This is a genomic window from Cohnella sp. 56, from assembly GCF_037963805.1.
In the GTDB taxonomy this organism is placed as follows: domain Bacteria; phylum Bacillota; class Bacilli; order Paenibacillales; family Paenibacillaceae; genus Cohnella.
This window is the reverse complement of record NZ_JAZDQE010000004.1, coordinates 37,086-55,206: the sequence shown is the minus strand read 5'-3', so window position 1 is coordinate 55,206 and position 18,121 is coordinate 37,086. Positions and strand designations below refer to the sequence as shown.

The 18,121-nt window shown below is 56.4% G+C and carries 12 protein-coding genes; 10 read left to right on the top strand and 2 right to left on the bottom strand.

Annotation, left to right across the window (positions count from 1 at the left end):
• Window positions 1–162: 162 nt before the first annotated feature.
• Both sda and VQ071_RS08560 read right to left on the bottom strand, forming a co-directional pair.
• A complete protein-coding gene (gene sda, locus VQ071_RS08565; RefSeq protein WP_340513528.1) occupies window positions 163–528 on the bottom strand; it encodes a sporulation histidine kinase inhibitor Sda in 366 nt (121 codons plus the stop codon).
• 198 nt (window positions 529–726) lie between these two features.
• On the bottom strand, window positions 727–897 hold the full coding sequence (locus tag VQ071_RS08560; RefSeq protein WP_340513526.1) for a hypothetical protein: 171 nt from the start codon (window positions 895–897) through the stop codon (window positions 727–729).
• Window positions 898–968: 71 nt separating this feature from the next.
• Here VQ071_RS08560 and VQ071_RS08555 point away from each other — a divergent pair, with 71 nt between their 5' ends.
• The 10 genes from VQ071_RS08555 (at window position 969) to VQ071_RS08510 (ending at window position 18,082) form a co-directional block, all read left to right on the top strand.
• Entirely contained in the window at window positions 969–3,287 is a 2,319-nt protein-coding gene (locus tag VQ071_RS08555; protein WP_340513525.1) for an ATP-binding protein, read from the top strand.
• Window positions 3,284–3,919 carry a response regulator transcription factor gene (locus VQ071_RS08550; RefSeq protein ID WP_340513524.1) on the top strand — a complete coding sequence of 212 codons (636 nt, stop codon included), beginning with the start codon at window positions 3,284–3,286 and terminating at the stop codon, window positions 3,917–3,919. Before VQ071_RS08555 ends, VQ071_RS08550 begins: the two co-directional genes overlap by 4 nt.
• A gap of 13 nt (window positions 3,920–3,932) precedes the next feature.
• Window positions 3,933–4,862, top strand: a complete 930-nt coding sequence (locus VQ071_RS08545) for a polyprenyl synthetase family protein (protein ID WP_340513522.1) — start codon at window positions 3,933–3,935, stop codon at window positions 4,860–4,862.
• Between the two features lie 190 nt (window positions 4,863–5,052).
• Window positions 5,053–5,703 carry a FusB/FusC family EF-G-binding protein gene (locus VQ071_RS08540; RefSeq protein ID WP_340513521.1) on the top strand — a complete coding sequence of 217 codons (651 nt, stop codon included), beginning with the start codon at window positions 5,053–5,055 and terminating at the stop codon, window positions 5,701–5,703.
• Window positions 5,704–5,973: 270 nt separating this feature from the next.
• Complete coding sequence (locus VQ071_RS08535) at window positions 5,974–7,593, top strand: response regulator transcription factor (RefSeq protein WP_340513519.1); 1,620 nt, start codon at window positions 5,974–5,976, stop codon at window positions 7,591–7,593.
• The gene (locus VQ071_RS08530; protein WP_340513518.1) at window positions 7,590–9,395 is read left to right on the top strand and encodes a cache domain-containing sensor histidine kinase; all 1,806 of its coding nucleotides are present in this window, start codon (window positions 7,590–7,592) and stop codon (window positions 9,393–9,395) included. The genes VQ071_RS08535 and VQ071_RS08530 overlap by 4 nt, the downstream gene beginning before the upstream one ends.
• 296 nt (window positions 9,396–9,691) lie before the next feature.
• Window positions 9,692–14,080 (top strand): chitobiase/beta-hexosaminidase C-terminal domain-containing protein, encoded by a 4,389-nt coding sequence (locus VQ071_RS08525; RefSeq protein WP_340513517.1) that lies wholly within the window; start codon window positions 9,692–9,694, stop codon window positions 14,078–14,080.
• A gap of 229 nt (window positions 14,081–14,309) precedes the next feature.
• On the top strand, window positions 14,310–15,257 hold the full coding sequence (locus VQ071_RS08520) for an ABC transporter permease (protein ID WP_340513516.1): 948 nt from the start codon (window positions 14,310–14,312) through the stop codon (window positions 15,255–15,257).
• A gap of 18 nt (window positions 15,258–15,275) precedes the next feature.
• Window positions 15,276–16,217 (top strand): carbohydrate ABC transporter permease, encoded by a 942-nt coding sequence (locus tag VQ071_RS08515; protein WP_340513515.1) that lies wholly within the window; start codon window positions 15,276–15,278, stop codon window positions 16,215–16,217.
• A gap of 83 nt (window positions 16,218–16,300) precedes the next feature.
• Window positions 16,301–18,082 (top strand): hypothetical protein, encoded by a 1,782-nt coding sequence (locus VQ071_RS08510; protein WP_340513514.1) that lies wholly within the window; start codon window positions 16,301–16,303, stop codon window positions 18,080–18,082.
• The last annotated feature ends 39 nt before the right edge of the window (window positions 18,083–18,121 follow it).

Here is an 18,121-nt window from a genome sequence, read left to right as displayed (position 1 = left end):
AACACAGAAAATCATGTGCTCCTCAACTAGCCCATGTCTCCATAATAAAAGCCCGCATAAATGCAGGCTTCATTATGGTGCATTTCCTTCCTATTTAGCATTCGTTTTCATTGTACGACTTATTGCGACATTTAACGACACTAAAATATCGAATTCGACAGATTAATGCTCTAAATCTTCACAATACAAATCAGTGATGCCTCTTCGAATAATTTCGGTACGAAGCATATGAACAAAATCAGCATCTAGACCCAGCGAACGTGCTTCAAAATAACTGCTCGCGAGGTGCTCATCCTGCAAGTGAGCCAATATGAATCTCATTTGAGGTACGACTTTGCCTGATGGCGTTCTTAAAGCGTGGGCCGCTTCATGGAATCTCTCAATTTCTTCTTGAATTTTGTGGGCGAGATTTAACACTTCTGTGTGCTTTACATCCAGTGCAGACGCGTTCTCATGAAGAACAGTCTGCAGAGCCAGTGACACATATAGCGCCTCGTTGCCTTCTTTCAGCTGCTTCACCGTATTCACCTGCATACCTCATTTTTTGTGACTTCTAACTACTAGATTTTCTTTGAATGCATTTGATTTATATGTTAAAGTTTACCTGTAATTCCTTGAGCTTGTCAGTGCAATGTGTTTGCGCAAAAACGCACAAAAGAAATGCATTTTTTCCAATAAAAAAAGACTTGTGTTGTAAAGCCAACACAAGTCTTCATTAAACGCCAATTATAACCAATAACTTTGTGTACCAACATTATCATTAGATTTTAAAATTGTGTTTAGTATTCTTTGATCATCTTTTGAGGCTCCAAGCGTGTTTTTCACTTGACCTTCCTGATCAGGATTCTTAAAGGATTTTACAACTGCATGTAATCTTGAAGGGATTTCTAGTACCATTCTGATTACCTCCAATGTGGATATGTTTTCCTTTTTATACTAACATAATTTCTTGAAAGGGGAAGTGTTTTTTGTCGAATAAAATCATTTATAGGGCTTTTATGGCATTTCTTTTTATATTACAGTGTTGGTTTTTATTAATCACAATAAAATATCCGTATATGGATTTTGATGTAAAACAAGTAGATGGTAAGTGGTTTGTTGCAAAGATAGATGACACAAGTTTAATATTGAAAAAAGGACTCCATATCGGAGATGAAATTTTAAAGATTAATGGAGAACCAGTCGAGCAACACTCTTCTGTTATTCGTTGGAGTTCAGTTGATCAAGCTGACGAAATTACAGTAAAACGTAACGGCGAAAGTTTTGTGTTAACTACGGACCATTTGCCAAAATTTACAGCACATGATTTATTGTCCATCGTTGGAGGGTTTGGATGTTTTGCTATTTCAATATTAATATCTTATGGACTCAAAAACTATTTATCTGCAAAATATCTTTCACATGTCTTTCTAACAATCGGAATGACTTTTTTAAGTCTTGGAGCTTCAATCCGGGGGGATTTAATAGGTAAACTAGCACTTGGAACAGGTTTAGTTATGGTACCGGTTGTTATGATGCATTTTCTAATAGTTTTTTTGAAAGAAAAAGGACAGATTAACTTAAAATACAATTGGATAAAGTGGATTTATAGCTTTGTTCTTTCTAGTAATATCTTACAATTTTCTAAATTCAATAATATCGAATTAAATTACTTGATACACAAAGTTTTTTTTACATATGAATTAGTAATGTTTTCGTTAGGTTCATGTTTCATTATTCTTTTTTTAATATATGTTTATTTCAAATACAAAAGCACTCATCCTTATATGTCCACAATGTTAAAGACCATAGGCTTCTTCTTTGCGCTATCCATTTTTCCAATTATATGTTTTTCATTTGCCACAAAACTCATTTTTAATTTGGAATGGATTAAATCTGGATATTCAGCATGGTTTATTCTTATTTTTCCACTTTCCTTTACCTATCTCTTAGCCACAAAGAAAATCTATGATATCGATTTAGTAGTTCGCAGAATAATATTGACAACAGCCGTTTCAATAATCCCTGCATTAATTATCGTTGTTATGATCCCCCTCTTGTACTCATATAAAGTGGAAATTAGTCATATGGTTATAGCCTTTATATTTTTATTGGTTCTGGTATCTATCACATTGTACTCGTTGGAGTATCTAACTACGAAATTGGAAAAAACGATTTTTCCAAGACGTCATTATCTTCAAAGTTCTATTAAAAAAATTGCTAAAAAGCTAGGTTTTATTTCAAGCTTTAAAGAGTTAAAAGAGTTAGTTTTGCAAGACATCATAGAAATTTTACAAGTACACGGTGGTGCAATTATTTTCGAGTATTCTGACTCTATTGAGGTAATTAGCGAAGGAGAGATTTTAGAGTCAGAAGTTGTAGGGAGCATTAATCAAAAAGGTAATCCATCTGATTTATTGGTTTTTGAATTAACAAAAAATCAAGAGTATACAAGTTATTTAGTGCTTACTCGCAAAAAAACGAATACGTATCTTGGTTCAGAAGAAACGCAATGGCTTAATCTGATAATTTCGTACTTATCAATAAGCATGGAGAATCTATATTTAATACGCAAGATGTCCAATAAGCTGGAGCATTTAGCTTCCCAGGTTCCTAGCGAAGAATCAGCCAACGAAATCGCCTGGTTCCGCAAGCTGATGTTCGAGCTGCAAGAGAAGGAACGGTTCAGAATCGCTACCGATCTGCATGACACGACGATGCAGGATTTGTTTTTCTTAAAAAGAAAGCTCTCCACGCTGCTCGACAAGTATTCGGATGACTGGCAGGAATCTGAGCAGGCAAAAGGTTTGCTGGAATACATCGATATTATTAATATGAACTTGCGTCAGAGCTGCTTCGAATTGCATCCTTATTTGCTCCAGGAGCTGGGTCTGGTGCGAACGATCGACAAGCTGGTCGAGCTTGAACGATCGACGCTGCCTTTTATGATCGAGTTCAAATATACGGGGATTGAATTTATCGAGAGCTGCGACATGGAGATGAAGCGTCATCTGTTCCGCGTATTCCAGGAGCTCGTCAACAATGCGAAGAAGCATTCCAACGCCTCTAGAATATTGTTCAGCATAGGCGCAGCGAACGGTAAGCTGACGATATTGTACAAGGATGACGGCGTCGGGATAGCACCTGAGCAACCGGTCGTTCGGGAGATCGGAGGCACCCATATCGGACTGGAACAGATTAAGAGCAGGATTCTATCGATGCGGGGCTTGTTTGAGATTAATTCGGGCAAGGGCAGCGGTATGCTGTTCAGCGCCGTCATTCCATTAAAGGAAGGTAGGACTGCATGAAGCGCAAGGTTAAAGCAATTGTCGTAGATGATCATCCGCTCATGGCGCAGGCCACGCTGCAGCTATTGGACCAGATCGACAGGATCGAGGCGGCGGGTATCGCCAAGAGCGGGCAAGAGGCGATAGAGCTGTGCGCATCCGTCAATCCGGATCTGGTGCTGCTGGATTATCAGCTTCCGGATCTCAGCGGCACGCAGGTTGCAGAACAGCTGAGGGCCGCGAACCCGAACATGCGGATCGTTATTTTCACCGGCGTCGATGTGTCGGATCTGTTGGAGTACCTCCTGTCGGGCCAGATCAGCGGCATCATCTCCAAAGGGGTCAACGAGTCGGCGATCAAGCATATCGTGGCTTGTGTATTGGACAATCATGTCGTACTGCCGCAGAGCATGCTGCAGCAGCTGAAGAGCTCAGCGCGTGCGGATGCCGTGGAGTTCGTGCTGTCGGACGAGGAGGTGCTCCTCATGAAGCTCATCATCAAAGGCGATACGTATGAGAAAATCGCGGAGCAGATGTACATCAGCAAGCGATCTGTCGATAACTATCTTCGCAGAATTTACGAGAAATTCGGTGTGCAGACGAGGGCCCAGGCGATTGAGAAATTCGTGCAGAGTCCTCAGTATCAGGATTAGGGAGGGGTACCCGATGGATGCGGCGATCCGCGAGGAACTGTATCGGATGGTGGACGCATATGCGCTGGATGAGGCGTTGAATGCGGCGATCCGATCATTTATTGAGGAAAAGGCAACTGAGAAGACCGTGTGGTCGGACATGACCCGCTTCACGCATCATATGCTCGGCGGACAGTCGCCGCTGGTAACCCGGCATGCCGCATTGACGGAGCTTGTCATCCTGCTGCTGGACATCGTGGACGACCTGCAAGACCGTGACAGCATGCACCGGTCGTGGATGACCTGCGATCCGGCCGTCACGCTGAATGCCATCCTCGCCATGTTCGCGGCCATACTCGGCAGCGTCTCGGAGCGTCCGGGCACCGCCGGCAAGATCGCACAGCTGCTCGCACGCTCGATTCAAGGGCAGCAGGCGGATGTGACAGGAATGGTGCGCACAGAGGCGCAATATTTCAACATGGTGGCGAACAAGTCGGGCGCATTGGTGCAACTGGCGGTGCATATGGGGTATTCGCTTGTAGCAGACTTGGACGAGACGGTCGCGGCCACGCTGGATCAACTGGCCGTCTGCGCAGGCATCGTGTCCCAGATCGAGAACGACGCCCTCGACGTGCTGCGGCTCGACGGCAAGAACGACCTGCTGTACAAGAAGCGGACGCTGCCGGTGTTGTTCATGCTGGAGGACAGCCGCGCCGAATATCCCGTGCTCGAGCAATATTACGAAGGCGAAGTGCCGTACGAGAGATTCGCGGCCGAGCAGCTTGGACATGTGCAGTATGTACGGGATTCAGGCTGTATCGAATATTGCAAGGTCATTCAGTCCCTGTACAAGGACAAGGCGAACGAGCTCTACGAATTGCTTCCCCCGATGATCGAGCCTTGGGCCGGCAAATTCAGAAGCATATTTGTTCCGGATTATGAGATTCGGTATAATGCTAGTTGAGAGGGGGGCGTTAGAGGATGGCAAATCACTTTGCCGGAATGCGCTTAACTCATGCAAAGCCTGCGAATAGGGCGATACTTTGCATGGGGCCGGACTTTCAGAATTAACGATCGCCCGTACCAGCGTTATCGTTTCTAATCATGGGCTTTGCACCTTATTAGCGATTCATACTAATTAAGGGGCTGAAAGCATGCAACCATTCATTAGAAACCATCAATATAACCTGATCAAAAAACAAGTCGGTCTTCTGCAGCACACCTGCGCGACCGTCGCGGACCCGAAGATTGTCGAGTCGGTCCGTTCCAATATGCAATTCAAGCTCGCCGAGGCATTCCCGGACGCGGACGATGCGGCGCGCGATATGTTGAACCGCGGGTCGGAGCTGGGGACGGCGCCCGAGTTCCAGCTGTATCTGGCCTCGCTGGAGGCGCATCGGATCGCATTCGAGCCGGGGACCGAGCAGCAGCTGAAGAAGCTGTTCCCGAAAATCAAGAAGCTGAAGCTCCCCGACCTGGCGACGCTCGCCATGAAGGCGATCACCTATCTCGGCTGGTCGGATATTGCGGCGAACAAGCTGTTCGTCGTCTACCCGCTGGACGGCCGCCTCGTCGGAGTCGAAGGCAGGTTCACGCCGACGAACAAGAAGGGCACCTGCTTCGTATGCAACCGGCAGACGGAAGTCGGGCTGTTCACGGCGATCACCAAGTCCAGGCCGGCGAACGCTTCTCCGGACTACTACAAGGCGATCGGGAACTATATGTGTGTGGACAGCGAAGTTTGCAACAGCAACATTACGGATCCGGCGGCGCTTGAGCAATTTTTGAGAAACGTCGTGAAGTAACGGATCGGAGAACCGGCGGAGCGCGCAGCTTCGCCGGTTTTTCTCGTGGCTCGGCGGGGCGGTCGGCGGATTTAACGCAATCAAATCGTAAAATTGTTCAACCTCACGGCGGGTATTCCGTCTTATGATAAGAACAGATCGTTCCCGCTGAAGCGGGAGCAGACACCGCGGACCGGAGCAGCCGCGCAGGCCCGTCTTGTCCGAGCTTGCCGGAATCGGTTATATTCGAGATCAACGGATGGATAACCCACGGTCGGGAGGAGCGCCGCGATGTACAAGGTAATGATCGTCGAGGATGAAATGCTGGTCCGCATCGGGCTCAAAAGCTCTGTCGACTGGAGCCGCTACGGCATGGAGGTCGTGGCGGATCTGCCGGACGGGCAGGCGGCCTGGGAATTCTATACGCAGACAAAGCCGGATGTCGTCATCACCGACATCCGGATGCCCAGAATGGACGGCATGCAACTGATCGAGCGCATCCGCGCCGCGGACGGAGAGACGAGAATCATCGTGCTGTCCTGTCTCGAGGAATTCGACCTCGCCCGCAAGGCGATGGCGCTCGGCGTGACGGGCTATATCTTGAAGCTGACGATGACGGAGTCGGAGATCGGAGACGTCCTGAACGTCGCGCGCCGCAGCCTCGACGAGAAGGGGATGCGCAGCGGCGCGTCCGCGGGGAAGGCCAACCCGGCCGAGTCGGAGCTGGTCAAGGAAAAGGTGCTGAAGGACTTCTTGTTCTACAACATCTTCTCCGCCGAGGAGTTCGAACGGTTCGCGGCGCGTCAGGGCATGCGGCTGCGGCCGGTCCGTCTCGTCGCCTGCAAGATGGAGCTCGACCGCTTCGGCCAGCTCAAGGAGAAGTTCAAGGACGAGCACGGGCATCTCATCCGCATGACCCTGCTCAACATGCTCGGCGAGATTGCCGCGCTCAGGCGGCGGGGCGAGGCGTTCTGCATCGACGACCGGCATTACCTGCTCCTCCTGTCGTACGAGGACATCGCCTCGGAGCAGGCGATCCTGCAGGATATATACGCCATGCTGAATCATGTGCAGGAGGCGATCTCCACGTACTTCAGCGCCTCCGCTTCCTTTGGCGTCAGCGGCATCCGCAGCGGCTTCAGGCATCTGCCCCAGCTCTATGCGGACGCCGGAGGGGCGCTGCAGCACAAATTTTTGACCGGCTGCGGACTCGTTCACCGCTTCGGACAAGCCGCAGATCCGGCCGGGGCGCGTGCGCGGATCGAGAAGCTGCGCGAGTCTTCGCCGCTGCGCGCGCTGCTGTCGCCGATCAAGCAGAAGGAATATGCGGCCTGCCTCGACGCGCTGGAGGAATCGTTGTCCGCCGGCAGGAAGGCGACGGAGATTCGCCTCTTTCAATTTCTGCAATGGGTGGGGACCAGCCTGTACGACGACGTTCAAAACGAGAAAACGCTGCTGATGAACGTGACCGAACGGCTCGAAGCGTCGGATACGCTGCTTGAGATGCTGGACCTCGTGTCGGTTTATTTTGACGACATCGTGGAGGAGACGCGCAACCGCCTGCATATGAGCAGCGAGATCACGAAGGCGCTCCAGTACATCAAAAGCCACTACAAAGAAAATATCAGCCTGCAGGCCGTCGCCGATCATGTGAACCTCAGCTTCAGCTATTTGAGCTATTTGTTCAAAAAAGAGCTGCAAATTACGTTTATCGATTATCTCAACCGTTACCGGATCGAGCGGGCTAAGGAATTGATGACGGGCACGCAGATGAAGTCGTACGACATCGCCGTCGAGGTCGGTTTTTCGCCCGAATATACGTACTTCAGCAAAGTGTTCAAAAAAGTGACGGGTCTTAATCCCAACGAGTACCGGAGGCAGCGGTCGGCCGAACCGCTCGGGGCCGAATGAAGCTGGTTCGCGGCTTCGGGAGTCTGCGCTCGCAGCTCGTCCTCTCCTATATGCTGATCAGCGTGCTCGTCCTGTCGGCCGGCACCTACTACGTCTATTCGTTCATGCTGAACCAGATTCGGGCGCAGAACGAGCGGCTCCTTCTCCAGCAGTTCCAGCAGGTGGACCACAACATTCACGGCGTCGTCAGCGAGGTCGACCGGCTGTCCAACCTGTTCTGGCTCGACGAGCAGATCCAGTATTTGCTCCAGAACATCTCGGACAAGCAGGACGTCGACTTCGTCAACTATCAGAATCTGCTGCAAAACCGGATCGAGTCTTTCATTTTCAACTACAATTACATTCACTCGATTTATTTGACGGCCGAAAAGCAGGGGGTCGTCGGCGGCAACGCCGTCCAGACGCTTGTGCAGACCGAGGAAGAGTGGGTGCGCCTATTTTTCCAGTCGGATGCGTATCTGGAGTCTCAGCGCGAGTTCCCCAAGCTCATCGTGCAGGGCAACGTCAAGGAGTCCTACTACAATCCGTACAGGACGGGTGCGAGCGACGCGACGCTCGTCAGCATGCTGCGGGGCGTCCGGAGCGTATATGAGCCGAGGACGAGCGGCACGCTGATCTTCAATATCGACGAGCACTACCTGGCCTCGGTGTATGCATCGGATCTGCGGCCCGAGGACGGGGCGATGTACATCGTGGACAAGCAAGGCATCATCGTCTCCGGCAGCAGCAAGGACAAGATCGGCACGGCGAGCGCGTTCGTCCCGCAGCGCGAAGGCGCGGACTACGGCAGCCGCAACGAGAAGGACCGCAATGTGCAGCTGGTGTACTACAAGCTCCAGGATGCGGGCTGGTACATTCTCAAGGAAGTGCCGCTGCGGCTGTACACCGACCAGATTTACAAGATGCAGCGGGCGATCGCCCTGTTTTTTATCGCCAGCCTGCTCATCATGTTCGCACTGTCCTACGTATGGCTGCGCAAGATCATGAAGCCGCTGCATGTCCTCTCCGGCAAGATGAAGGACATGAGCCGAGGCGAGCTGGGCGTCACCTTCGAGCATGTGCCGGACAACGAGCTCGGCACGGTCATCCGGCGCTTCAACGAGATGTCGCTGAGCATCGTGGAGCTGATCGACAAGAACAACAGCATGCAGGAGCAGAAGCGGGAGACCGAGATCGAATCGCTGCAATACCAGATCAATCCGCATTTTTTGTACAACACGCTCAATATGGTCCGCTGGATGGCGAATATGAAAAAAACGGACGATATCGAGCGGAGCATCGTCGCGCTCGGCAACCTGCTGCGTCCGGTGTTCTCGAGCAAGGACCCGATGTGCGAGCTGCGCGACGAGCTGGCCTACCTGACGCATTATATCAGCATCATCAATATGCGGTTCAACGACAGCGTCGAGTTCGACATCGATGTGGACGAAGCGACGGCCGCCTGCCTCGTGCCCCGCTTCATCCTGCAGCCGCTCGTGGAAAATTCGATCGCCTCCGGCCAGCGGGAGGAGGAGCAGGAGATCTTCATCTCCATCCACGCCGAGTCGGACGGGGAGGAGCTGCGTATCGTCGTGAGCGACTCGGGCAAGGGCATCGCGCCCGGGCTGCTCGAGCAGCTCAATCGCAGCCTCGCATCGGGCGAAGCCTACGAATCGGCGGGAGGCGGCAGCGGTATCGGGCTGCGCAATGTCAATTCGCGCATCCGGCTGTACTTCGGCGAGCAGTACGGATTGCGGTTCGTGCCGCGCGACAGGGGAGCCGAGGTTGTCGTCCGCATGCCGTCGCTCACCGTCAACGATTAGTCTATACGGGACGAAGCAGGAGCTGGGCCTGCCTCGTCCCGTTTTTTGTGTGCGGCTGCATCGGCTTGAACAGGAGCGGAAAATCGTTCAAGCGCGCCTGCCGGCTGCCGCCGCTTTTTTTCAAGCGATTCGATAGATCGTTCATATGAAGCGGCGCGGACTGCGATTATGTTGATAAGGTCGGGGCCGAACGGCAAGCCGGCCCCGGCGGCGATCGAGGGTAGGGGAGGTGCTTGCGACACATTGTTTTGTAAGCGGTTACCGATTGTAAAAAGTCCAAAAGGAGCGAGTCGAGGATGATGAGGAAGAAGATGAATCGTGCGCTGGGCGTGCTGGGCGCCGCCCTGCTGCTGGCTGCCGCGCTGCCCGTGGCGGGACCGGCGGACGCTGCGGCCCTGACGCCGTCGCCGGAGACCGTCACGCTGACGATCGACGGCGGACAAGTAGTCAATGAGAACTTCCTGGGCGTAGGCGTGAATGTGATGCCGCTCGCGCTCATGCCGAAGTCGGCCAGCTACGGCTACGACGGTCCCGAGTGGGAGATCGACAAGAAGCGGATATTGACGATCAAGCCCAAGGTGGCCCGCTTGTGGTTCCAGGTCGACTGGGTGGAAAAGGAAAAAGGCGTCTACGACTTCGACAGCGACGAGATGACGGCCGTCTATCCGTATCTGGACGCGCTGAAGCAGGCGGGCACCGAGATCGAGCTGAACTTCGGCTGGAAAAACGGCGAGGAGATCCACGACTGGTTCGGCCTCCCCGGTGTCGATCCGTGGACGAGCGCTCCTGCGGACGTGGACGCCTTCGCGGCATCCGCATCGAATACGCTGGAGGAGCTGATCGAAGCGCGAGGCTATGACAACATCAAATACTTAACGTTCTATAACGAGCCCAACGGGAGCGGGGACTTCGAGACGGGCGGCGACAAGGCGAATCAGCAGCAGTACTATGCCAACATCGTCACCAAGGTCAGCCAGCGGCTCGCGGCGGACGGCCTGCGCGACCGGATCGGCATCTGGGCGCCGGAGGAGACGGGCGCGGCGGACTGGACGACGGCGCTGCATACGCTGGCGGACACACATATCGACGGCTACAGCTTCCATATGTACGGCGCCTCGTACGAGAGTCTGGGCGCGGAGATCGCGGCGCGCAAGACGGCGGTCTCGCCCAAGCCGGTGCAGATGACCGAGTTCGGCTGGTCCGCGGACGATGCCAGCGGCTGGGACTCGGGCTTCGCGAACTACGTGATCCGCGCCGCCAACGAAGGCTTGCAGTCGGCGCTCGTCTGGCAGCTGAACGGCGTATGGAGCACCGATCCGCTCGGCGACGTGAACGGCAACTACACGATGTGGGACTCGGTCGTGCAGGGGCTGACCGCGAAGCGGACATTTTACTCGGCCGGCTTGCTGAATCGGTACGTGCCGGCGCATAGCGACGTCGTGCAGGTTCAGGCGAGCTCGTCCGACGTCCGCGCAGCCGCGTTCAAGACGGCCGGCGGGGACTACGCGATCGTCGTCGAGAGCAAGGCCGGCACGCCCAAGGAGCTGGCGTTCGACTTCGGCGGGGAGACGGTCGGCAAGACGTTTTACAAGCATGAATACACCGACGGGATCACGAGGGACGGCAATGCGATCCTCCCGCCCGTGTCCGGCAGCTTCGCCGCGACGGACGGATTCGAGGATGCGGACGTCGCCGACGGCTACAGCTTCGCGATCTACACGACGGAGGCGCCGCAGACGCAGGTCAAGCTGACGCCGATCGAGGCGAAGGCGACGGGCGGCGGCACGCTCCAGCTGGCGGCGGAGGTCGTCGACCATACCGGCGGCGTCACCTGGAGCGTCATCGGCCAGGGCAACGGGACGATCGACGCGAACGGGCTGTACACCGCGCCGGACGTCGAATCCGAGCGGCAGGTGGCGATCAAGGCCGTCAGCGCCGCCGATCCGGACGGGTACGGCATCGCCAGCGTCACGGTGACGCCGCGGTCCGTCTCCACGCGCGTCGATGCGCCGACGTTGAGCCTGCCCTACGGCGTATACGATTCCTCCGAGGCGGTGACGATCGCGACGACTACGCCGGGCGCCGAGATTCGCTATACGCTTGACGGCAGCACGCCGACCACAGCGTCGCCGCTATACGAGCGTCCCGTTATTTTGGCGCCCGGGACGACGCAGCTATTCAAGGCCAGAGCGTTCAAGGACGGACTCGCGCCGTCGGGCGTGACGTCGGCCTTTTACCGGACGCTCGATGTCAGCGTGTCGCCGGACGGCTACTCGTTCTGCGCCTACGACGGCGGCGAGTGCTATTTTGAGGGTGACGGCATCGTCGCCTACGGCGCGGACGGCCTGTTCAACTACAAGCTCGCGAGTGACGGCATCGACTGCACGACGGCAGAATTCGGCGATCCGAATCCCGGCGCAGCCAAGCGCTGCTACTACAGTCCGGACGTGCCGGACGAGCTGCCGACGGTGACGTTCTACAACGCAGGCTTCGAGAAGCCTGCGGTCGCCAGCTACCGCAACGGGCCGTTCACGAACGGATGGACGTTCAGCGGTCATACCGGCGTACACAGCAATACGAGCGCGTTCAACCCGCCGCCGGCGCCGCAAGGCTTGCAGAGCATGTATTTGAAGACGGACAGCGGCATCGACGGCTATTTTTATCAGGAGATCAGCTTCAAGCCGGGCGACTACCAGGTCGGCTTCAAGGCCGCCAACCGGACCGACTTCGGCGGCCAGCAGACGTTCGACGTTTATTTTGACGATACGCTGATCGGCAGCTTTGCGCCGTCCGGGTCGTATACGGCGTTCCGCACGAATGCCTTCCACACCGACGGCGGCAAGCATACGATCAAGTTCCAGGCGACCTCGCATACGGGCGACAACACCGCCTTCATCGATGCGGTCGAGATCGGCGCGCCGAAGCCGCCTGAGCCGCCGACGCTGCTGAACGCGGGCTTCGAATCGCCGGCGGTGACGGCGTCAAGCGGCGTCAAGCCCGGCGCCTTCGCGGACGGCTGGTCGTTCAACAATCGCGCGGGCATCCAGCGGAACGGCTCGGCGTTCGGGGCGAAGGATGCGCCGGAGGGAAGCCAGACCGCGCTGCTGCAGACGAACGGCGGGCTGAAGGGCGAGATCAAGCAGACGGTCAGCTTCCAGGCGGGCCGCTACAAGCTGGCGTTCAAGGCCGCGCGACGCGGCTATGGCGGGCAGCAGAGCTTCGACGTCTACTTCGACAATACGCGGATCGGCGCCTATACGCCGCCGTCGCAGGACTTCGCTTCGTACAAGTCGGACGGCTTCGAGGTTCAGGCGGCGGGCAGCCATACGATCCGCTTCGCGGCGACGACGACGGAGGGCGACAATACGGCCTTCATCGACGATGTGAGTCTCATCCTGATCGGAGAGGCCGCCGACCAGACTGCGCTCGCGGGCAAGCGCAGCGAGATTGCGGCGGAGCAGCTGCAGGCGGCCGACTACACGGACGCGAGCTGGGCGGCGCTCCAGGCTGCGCTCGCTGCGGCGGACGGGGTGCTCGGCGACGCGTACGCGACGCAGGCAGAGACGGATGCGGCGCTGGCCGGGCTGACGGCGGCGCGGGAGGGGCTGGAGCCGTTCGTGCCGGCGCTGGCAGGCGGCGGCTTCGAGTCGCCGTCCGTCACGAACTACCGCGTCGGCCCGATGACATACGGCTGGACGTTCAACGGACTGTCCGGCGTGCAGACGAACGGCTCGGTCTTCGGTGCGCCGTCTGCGCCCGAGGGCGTGCAGACCGCGCTGATCACCTCGAAGAACGGTTCCCAGGGCGAGCTGTCGCAGACGATCCGGTTCGTCGGGGGCGAGTACAAGATCAGCTTCCAGGCGGCGCGGCGCGACTTCGGCGGGCAGGTCGGCTTCGACGTCTACTACGATACGACGCTGCTCGCATCGTTCGCGCCGACGAACAGAACCGCCTTCGCCGCCTTGGAGACGCCGGTCTTCGAGGCGACAGCGGGCAATCATACGATCCGCTTCGTGACCACGAACGACGCGGGCGACAATACGGCCTTCCTCGATGCCGTCGCCCTGCAGGCCATCGAGCCGCCCGCCGAGCCGCAGGCTACGGACAGACCGGGCAAGCCGGCGCTGTCGAGCGACAACGGCTACGACACGGGACTGCTGGACGGCGATTACAAGATCGCGATGAACCTGTGGTACGGCGAGAACGGCACCTTGTACAAGCTGTACGAGAATGACGCGCTGATCGACACGCAGCGGCTGACGAGCGCTACGCCGGCAGCCCAGACTGCCGTCACGGCGATTGCGGGGCGCACGGACGGCACGTATCGCTACCGGGCGGAGCTGATCAACAAAGCCGGCGTGACGACGAGCGACACGCTGACGGTGACGGTCAAGGACGCGAAGCCGGGCAAGCCGGTCCTGTCGGCGAACAACTGGGACGGCGACGGAAGCTACGAGGTGACGATGAACATGTGGTGGGGGACGAACGCCGCGACCTACCGCCTGTACGAGAACGGCGAGCTGATCGACGTCCGGCCGCTCGCAGGCGCTACGCCTGCGGCGCAATCGGCGACGACGGCGATCTCGGGCAGGCAGGCGGGCCGCTACGAATACAAGGCGGAGCTTGTCAACGCGGCCGGCGCGACGACGAGCGAGACGCTGACCGTGCTGGTGACGCATCCATAGACTGCATAAGGCCGCTTTGTCCGCCGCTTTTTCGGCGGGCAAGGCGGCTTTTTAACGCCGAATTGTTCAAGCGGTCGCAAAATCGTTCAAACGGGCGCGAGAAAGGGGCCGATATACTTCAACCTATTCGAGAGATCGTTCATTCGTCGCTGCCGAGCGGGCCTCTATAATCGAGACATAGACCAGATACACGAAGAGTTTCTTCGGGAGGGAAGGAGAGAGATTCAACATGGACATGACGGCTGCAGGCAAGGACAGCCCGAACAACAAACGATTCAAATCGGGACACAGAAAAAAGGACGGCTACAAGCTGCTGTTGGCAGCGCTTCCTTTTCTCGTTATCGCATTCGCATTCAGCTACGTGCCGCTTTTCGGATGGATTTACGCCTTTTTCGACTATCATCCGGGCATACCGCTCTCCAAGAGCGAGTTCGTCGGTCTCGCCAACTTCAGGGACATGTTCGGCGACAGCCGCATGGGACCTGTGCTCGTCAACACGCTGGCGCTCAGCGCGCTCTCCATCTTGACCGCGCCGATCCCGATGCTGTTCGCGATATTGGTGTCGGAGGTGCGCAGCGGCTGGTTCAAGCGCCTCGTGCAGACCGTCTCTACGCTGCCGCATTACATCAGCTGGATCATCGTCTACGCGCTCGCCTTCAGCATGTTCAGCACGGAGGGCGCCGTCAATACGATGCTGATCAAGACGGGCATCGGCGGCTCGCCGGTCGACGTGCTGGGCAACTACGACCGCGTATGGACCGTACAGACGCTGCTGCTGCTCTGGAAGTCCGTCGGCTGGAGCGCGATCATCTACCTCGCGGCCATCGTCAGCATCGACAGCGAGCAGTACGACGCGGCCAAGGTGGACGGCGCGGGCAGACGCAGGACAATCTGGCATATCACGCTGCCGAGCATCATGCCGACCTTCATCGTGCTGCTGCTGCTGTCCATCAGCAATCTGCTGTCCGCCGGCTTCGAGCAGTACCTCGTCTTCAGCAACGTGATGGTTGCCGACCGCATCGAGGTGCTCGACCTGTACGTGTACCGGCTCGGTCTGGTGACCGGAGATTACTCTTACTCGACGGCCGTCGGCATGTTCAAGTCGGTCATCAGCATCGGACTGCTGTTCGCGGTCAACCTGCTCTCCAAAAAATTCCGCGGCCAAGGCATCGTCTGACCGGAAAGGAGCTTCCCCATGAATACGCATACGGCTTCCCGGAAAGCCGCCGCAGCCGCGCAAGCGCCGCGTCGCAGACGTAAAATCGACGGGAAAGACTTAACCTTTAACATCATTAATTATGTAGTGCTGTCGCTGTTGATCGTAGTGACGATTTACCCTTTCTATTATATTTTCATCTACTCCATCAGCGATTCGATCGAGGCGCAGAAGGGGGTCACGATCTGGCCGACGGGCTTCTCGCTCGAAGCCTACCGCACGACGGCGAGCCTGCCGGGCATCATCGACGCAGCCGTCGTGACGATCTCCCGGACGGTCATCGGGACGGTGATCACCGTGTTCTGCTGCGCGCTCTTCGCTTATCTGATTACCAAAGAGGAGCTGCCCTTCCGCAAGGCGATCTACCGGTTCGTGCTCGTCACGATGTACTTTAACGCAGGCTTCATTCCCTGGTACCTGACGATGAAGACATACGGCCTGCAAAATAACTTTTTGCTGTACGTGCTGCCTTCCGCTCTCGTCGGATTCAACGTCATCCTGATCAAAACGTTTATCGAACAACTGCCCGCCTCGCTCGAGGAGTCGGCCAAGATCGACGGGGCCGGATACTTCCGCATATTTGCGAGCATCATCTTCCCGCTGTCCATGCCGATCATCGCGACGATCGCCGTATTCGCAGCCGTGGGCCAATGGAACACCTGGTTCGACAACTACTTTCTCGTGGAAAATCCGAAGCTTCAGACGCTGCAGCTCGTTCTCTACAACTTCCTGAACCAGTCGAGCAATCTGTCCAACATGACGACAGAGCAGCTCAACCGGGGCGATCTGGTCCGCACGCTGACACCGCAGTCGATCCGCATGACGATCACGATGCTCGTCACCCTGCCGATCGTGCTCGTGTACCCGCTGCTGCAGCGGTATTTCGTCAAAGGCATCATGATGGGCGCGGTCAAGGGCTGAAGCGCATAGCGAAGCATACATGCTTGGATTATCCGGCGAAATCGCCGATAATTATAAATCTCTACCATCTTAGGAGGGTTACGATGAGAAAGAAAGCAACACTCAAAGCGGGCGCGGCACTGCTCGCGACGACTTCGCTGCTGCTGTCCGCCTGCTCGGGCGGCGGGAACGGCAACGCCTCGCCGTCCGCATCGGGCAGCGCGGGGGCCAGCTCCGCCGCTCCAACTGCTACCGCCTCTGCAAGCGAAGCGCCCAAAGAACTGGTGACGCTGCGCGTGCTGGTCATGGAGCCGGGCACCAAGTGGAACAAATATCCGGACAGCACCGTGGCCAAGGCGATCGCGGAAAAGGTCGGGGTCAAGATCGAATATGTCGAAGCGGACGAGAACAAGTTCAATGTCCTCCTCGCCAGCGGCGACCTGCCCGACATCGTCCGCTCCGACGTCAACAAATACCAGAAGCAATTGATCGAAGGCGGCCTGGTCGTCCCGATGGACGATATGCTCGCCGAGCACGGCAAAGACATCGCGGCGAACATCCCGACGGTCGTCGATTACAGCAAGCAGAACTGGAGCAACGGCACGGGCAAGCTGTACTTCCTGCCGCCGCAGGTTCAGCCCAAGCCAGGCACGTCGATCAAGCCGATCACGATCGGCCCGACGATCCGCTGGGACTGGTACAAGGAGATCGGCGCGCCGGAGCTGAACACGATGGACGATCTGCTGTCCGCGCTCGAGCAGATTGTCGCGAAGCATCCGACGACCGAGGACGGCAAAAAGGTGTACGGCGTATCGATGTGGCAGGATTGGGGCCTGTGGCCGTACCTGATCCCGCCGCTCACGTTCACGATGTCGACGGGCACGACGAGCGATCTGACCGCTTCGCAGATCGGCGGTCATGACTTCATCAGCACGCTGACGGACGAGTCGTCCAACTTCTGGGTCGCCATGGACTTCTACAACAAGGCATTCCGCAAGGGACTGCTCGATCCGGATGCGCTCACGATGAAAAACAACGACTACATGGCGAAGGCGACCGCGGGACAGATCGTCGTCGGACCGGCGACATGGGCGATGGGCGACTTCAACGCGCAGCATACGAACGACGGCAAGGGCTACATCGTCGTACCGGCCGGCAAGCTCGCCTGGACGGGCGGCGTCAATCCGCTCGGCTGGCAGGACAAATCGTACGCCATCTCCAAAAGCTCGAAAAATCCCGAGAAGGCGCTGGACTTCCTGAACTATATTTATTCGTACGAAGGCGCAAGGACGATGTACAACGGCGCCGAAGGAAAAGAATGGAACGTCGCGGACGGCAAGCCGACGCTGACGGACGAGACGCTGGCGCTCAAGGCCGCAGGCGGCATCCCGTTCGAGTCGACCGGTCTCTCGCTCGACCGCAACATCATCGGGCTCGGCGGCGACGTCGTCGATCCGAACGACAACCAGCCGGTCGACCTGTTCGGCGCGGAGGAAGCGCTCAAAAAAGCGGTCACGCCGCTTGAAAAGGACTTCTCCGACCATTACGGCGCGTCGTACTCCGGCGAAGTGTTCCAAAAGCAAATCGACGCAGGCAAGCTGAAGACGTTCACGACGTGGATGGACGGTCTGTCGGACGACGAGATTCTGAAGCAGAACACGGTGCCCGGCGTGACGCTGAGCGACGATTACAAAAAGAAGGAAGCGGCGCTGAAGGAGCTGGCGGCGCGGCAGGCGGCCAAGATCGTGCTCGCCAAGGACGAGTCCGCATTCGCCAAGGCCAAATCGGAAGCGATCGATGCGTTCAAAAAGGCCGGAGCCGACGACTTCACCAAGTATTACAACGAAGAGGTCGTCAAGCTGAGAACCGCGCACGGTCTGCAATAAAGCAAAGCAAGCGGCGGCCGATGCCGCCGAGCGGAAGAG

Bases quoted from the DNA above. Each gene is read 5' to 3' on its own strand.
- VQ071_RS08530 (WP_340513518.1), top strand. From the start codon at position 7,590: ATGAAGCTGGTTCGCGGCTTCGGGAGTCTGCGCTCGCAGCTCGTCCTC.
- VQ071_RS08520 (WP_340513516.1), top strand. From the start codon at position 14,310: ATGGACATGACGGCTGCAGGCAAGGACAGCCCGAACAACAAACGATTC.
- VQ071_RS08535 (WP_340513519.1), top strand. From the start codon at position 5,974: ATGTACAAGGTAATGATCGTCGAGGATGAAATGCTGGTCCGCATCGGG.
- VQ071_RS08545 (WP_340513522.1), top strand. From the start codon at position 3,933: ATGGATGCGGCGATCCGCGAGGAACTGTATCGGATGGTGGACGCATAT.
- VQ071_RS08510 (WP_340513514.1), top strand. From the start codon at position 16,301: ATGAGAAAGAAAGCAACACTCAAAGCGGGCGCGGCACTGCTCGCGACG.
- VQ071_RS08525 (WP_340513517.1), top strand. From the start codon at position 9,692: ATGATGAGGAAGAAGATGAATCGTGCGCTGGGCGTGCTGGGCGCCGCC.
- VQ071_RS08550 (WP_340513524.1), top strand. From the start codon at position 3,284: ATGAAGCGCAAGGTTAAAGCAATTGTCGTAGATGATCATCCGCTCATG.
- VQ071_RS08560 (WP_340513526.1), bottom strand. From the start codon at position 897: ATGGTACTAGAAATCCCTTCAAGATTACATGCAGTTGTAAAATCCTTT.
- VQ071_RS08540 (WP_340513521.1), top strand. From the start codon at position 5,053: ATGCAACCATTCATTAGAAACCATCAATATAACCTGATCAAAAAACAA.
- VQ071_RS08515 (WP_340513515.1), top strand. From the start codon at position 15,276: ATGAATACGCATACGGCTTCCCGGAAAGCCGCCGCAGCCGCGCAAGCG.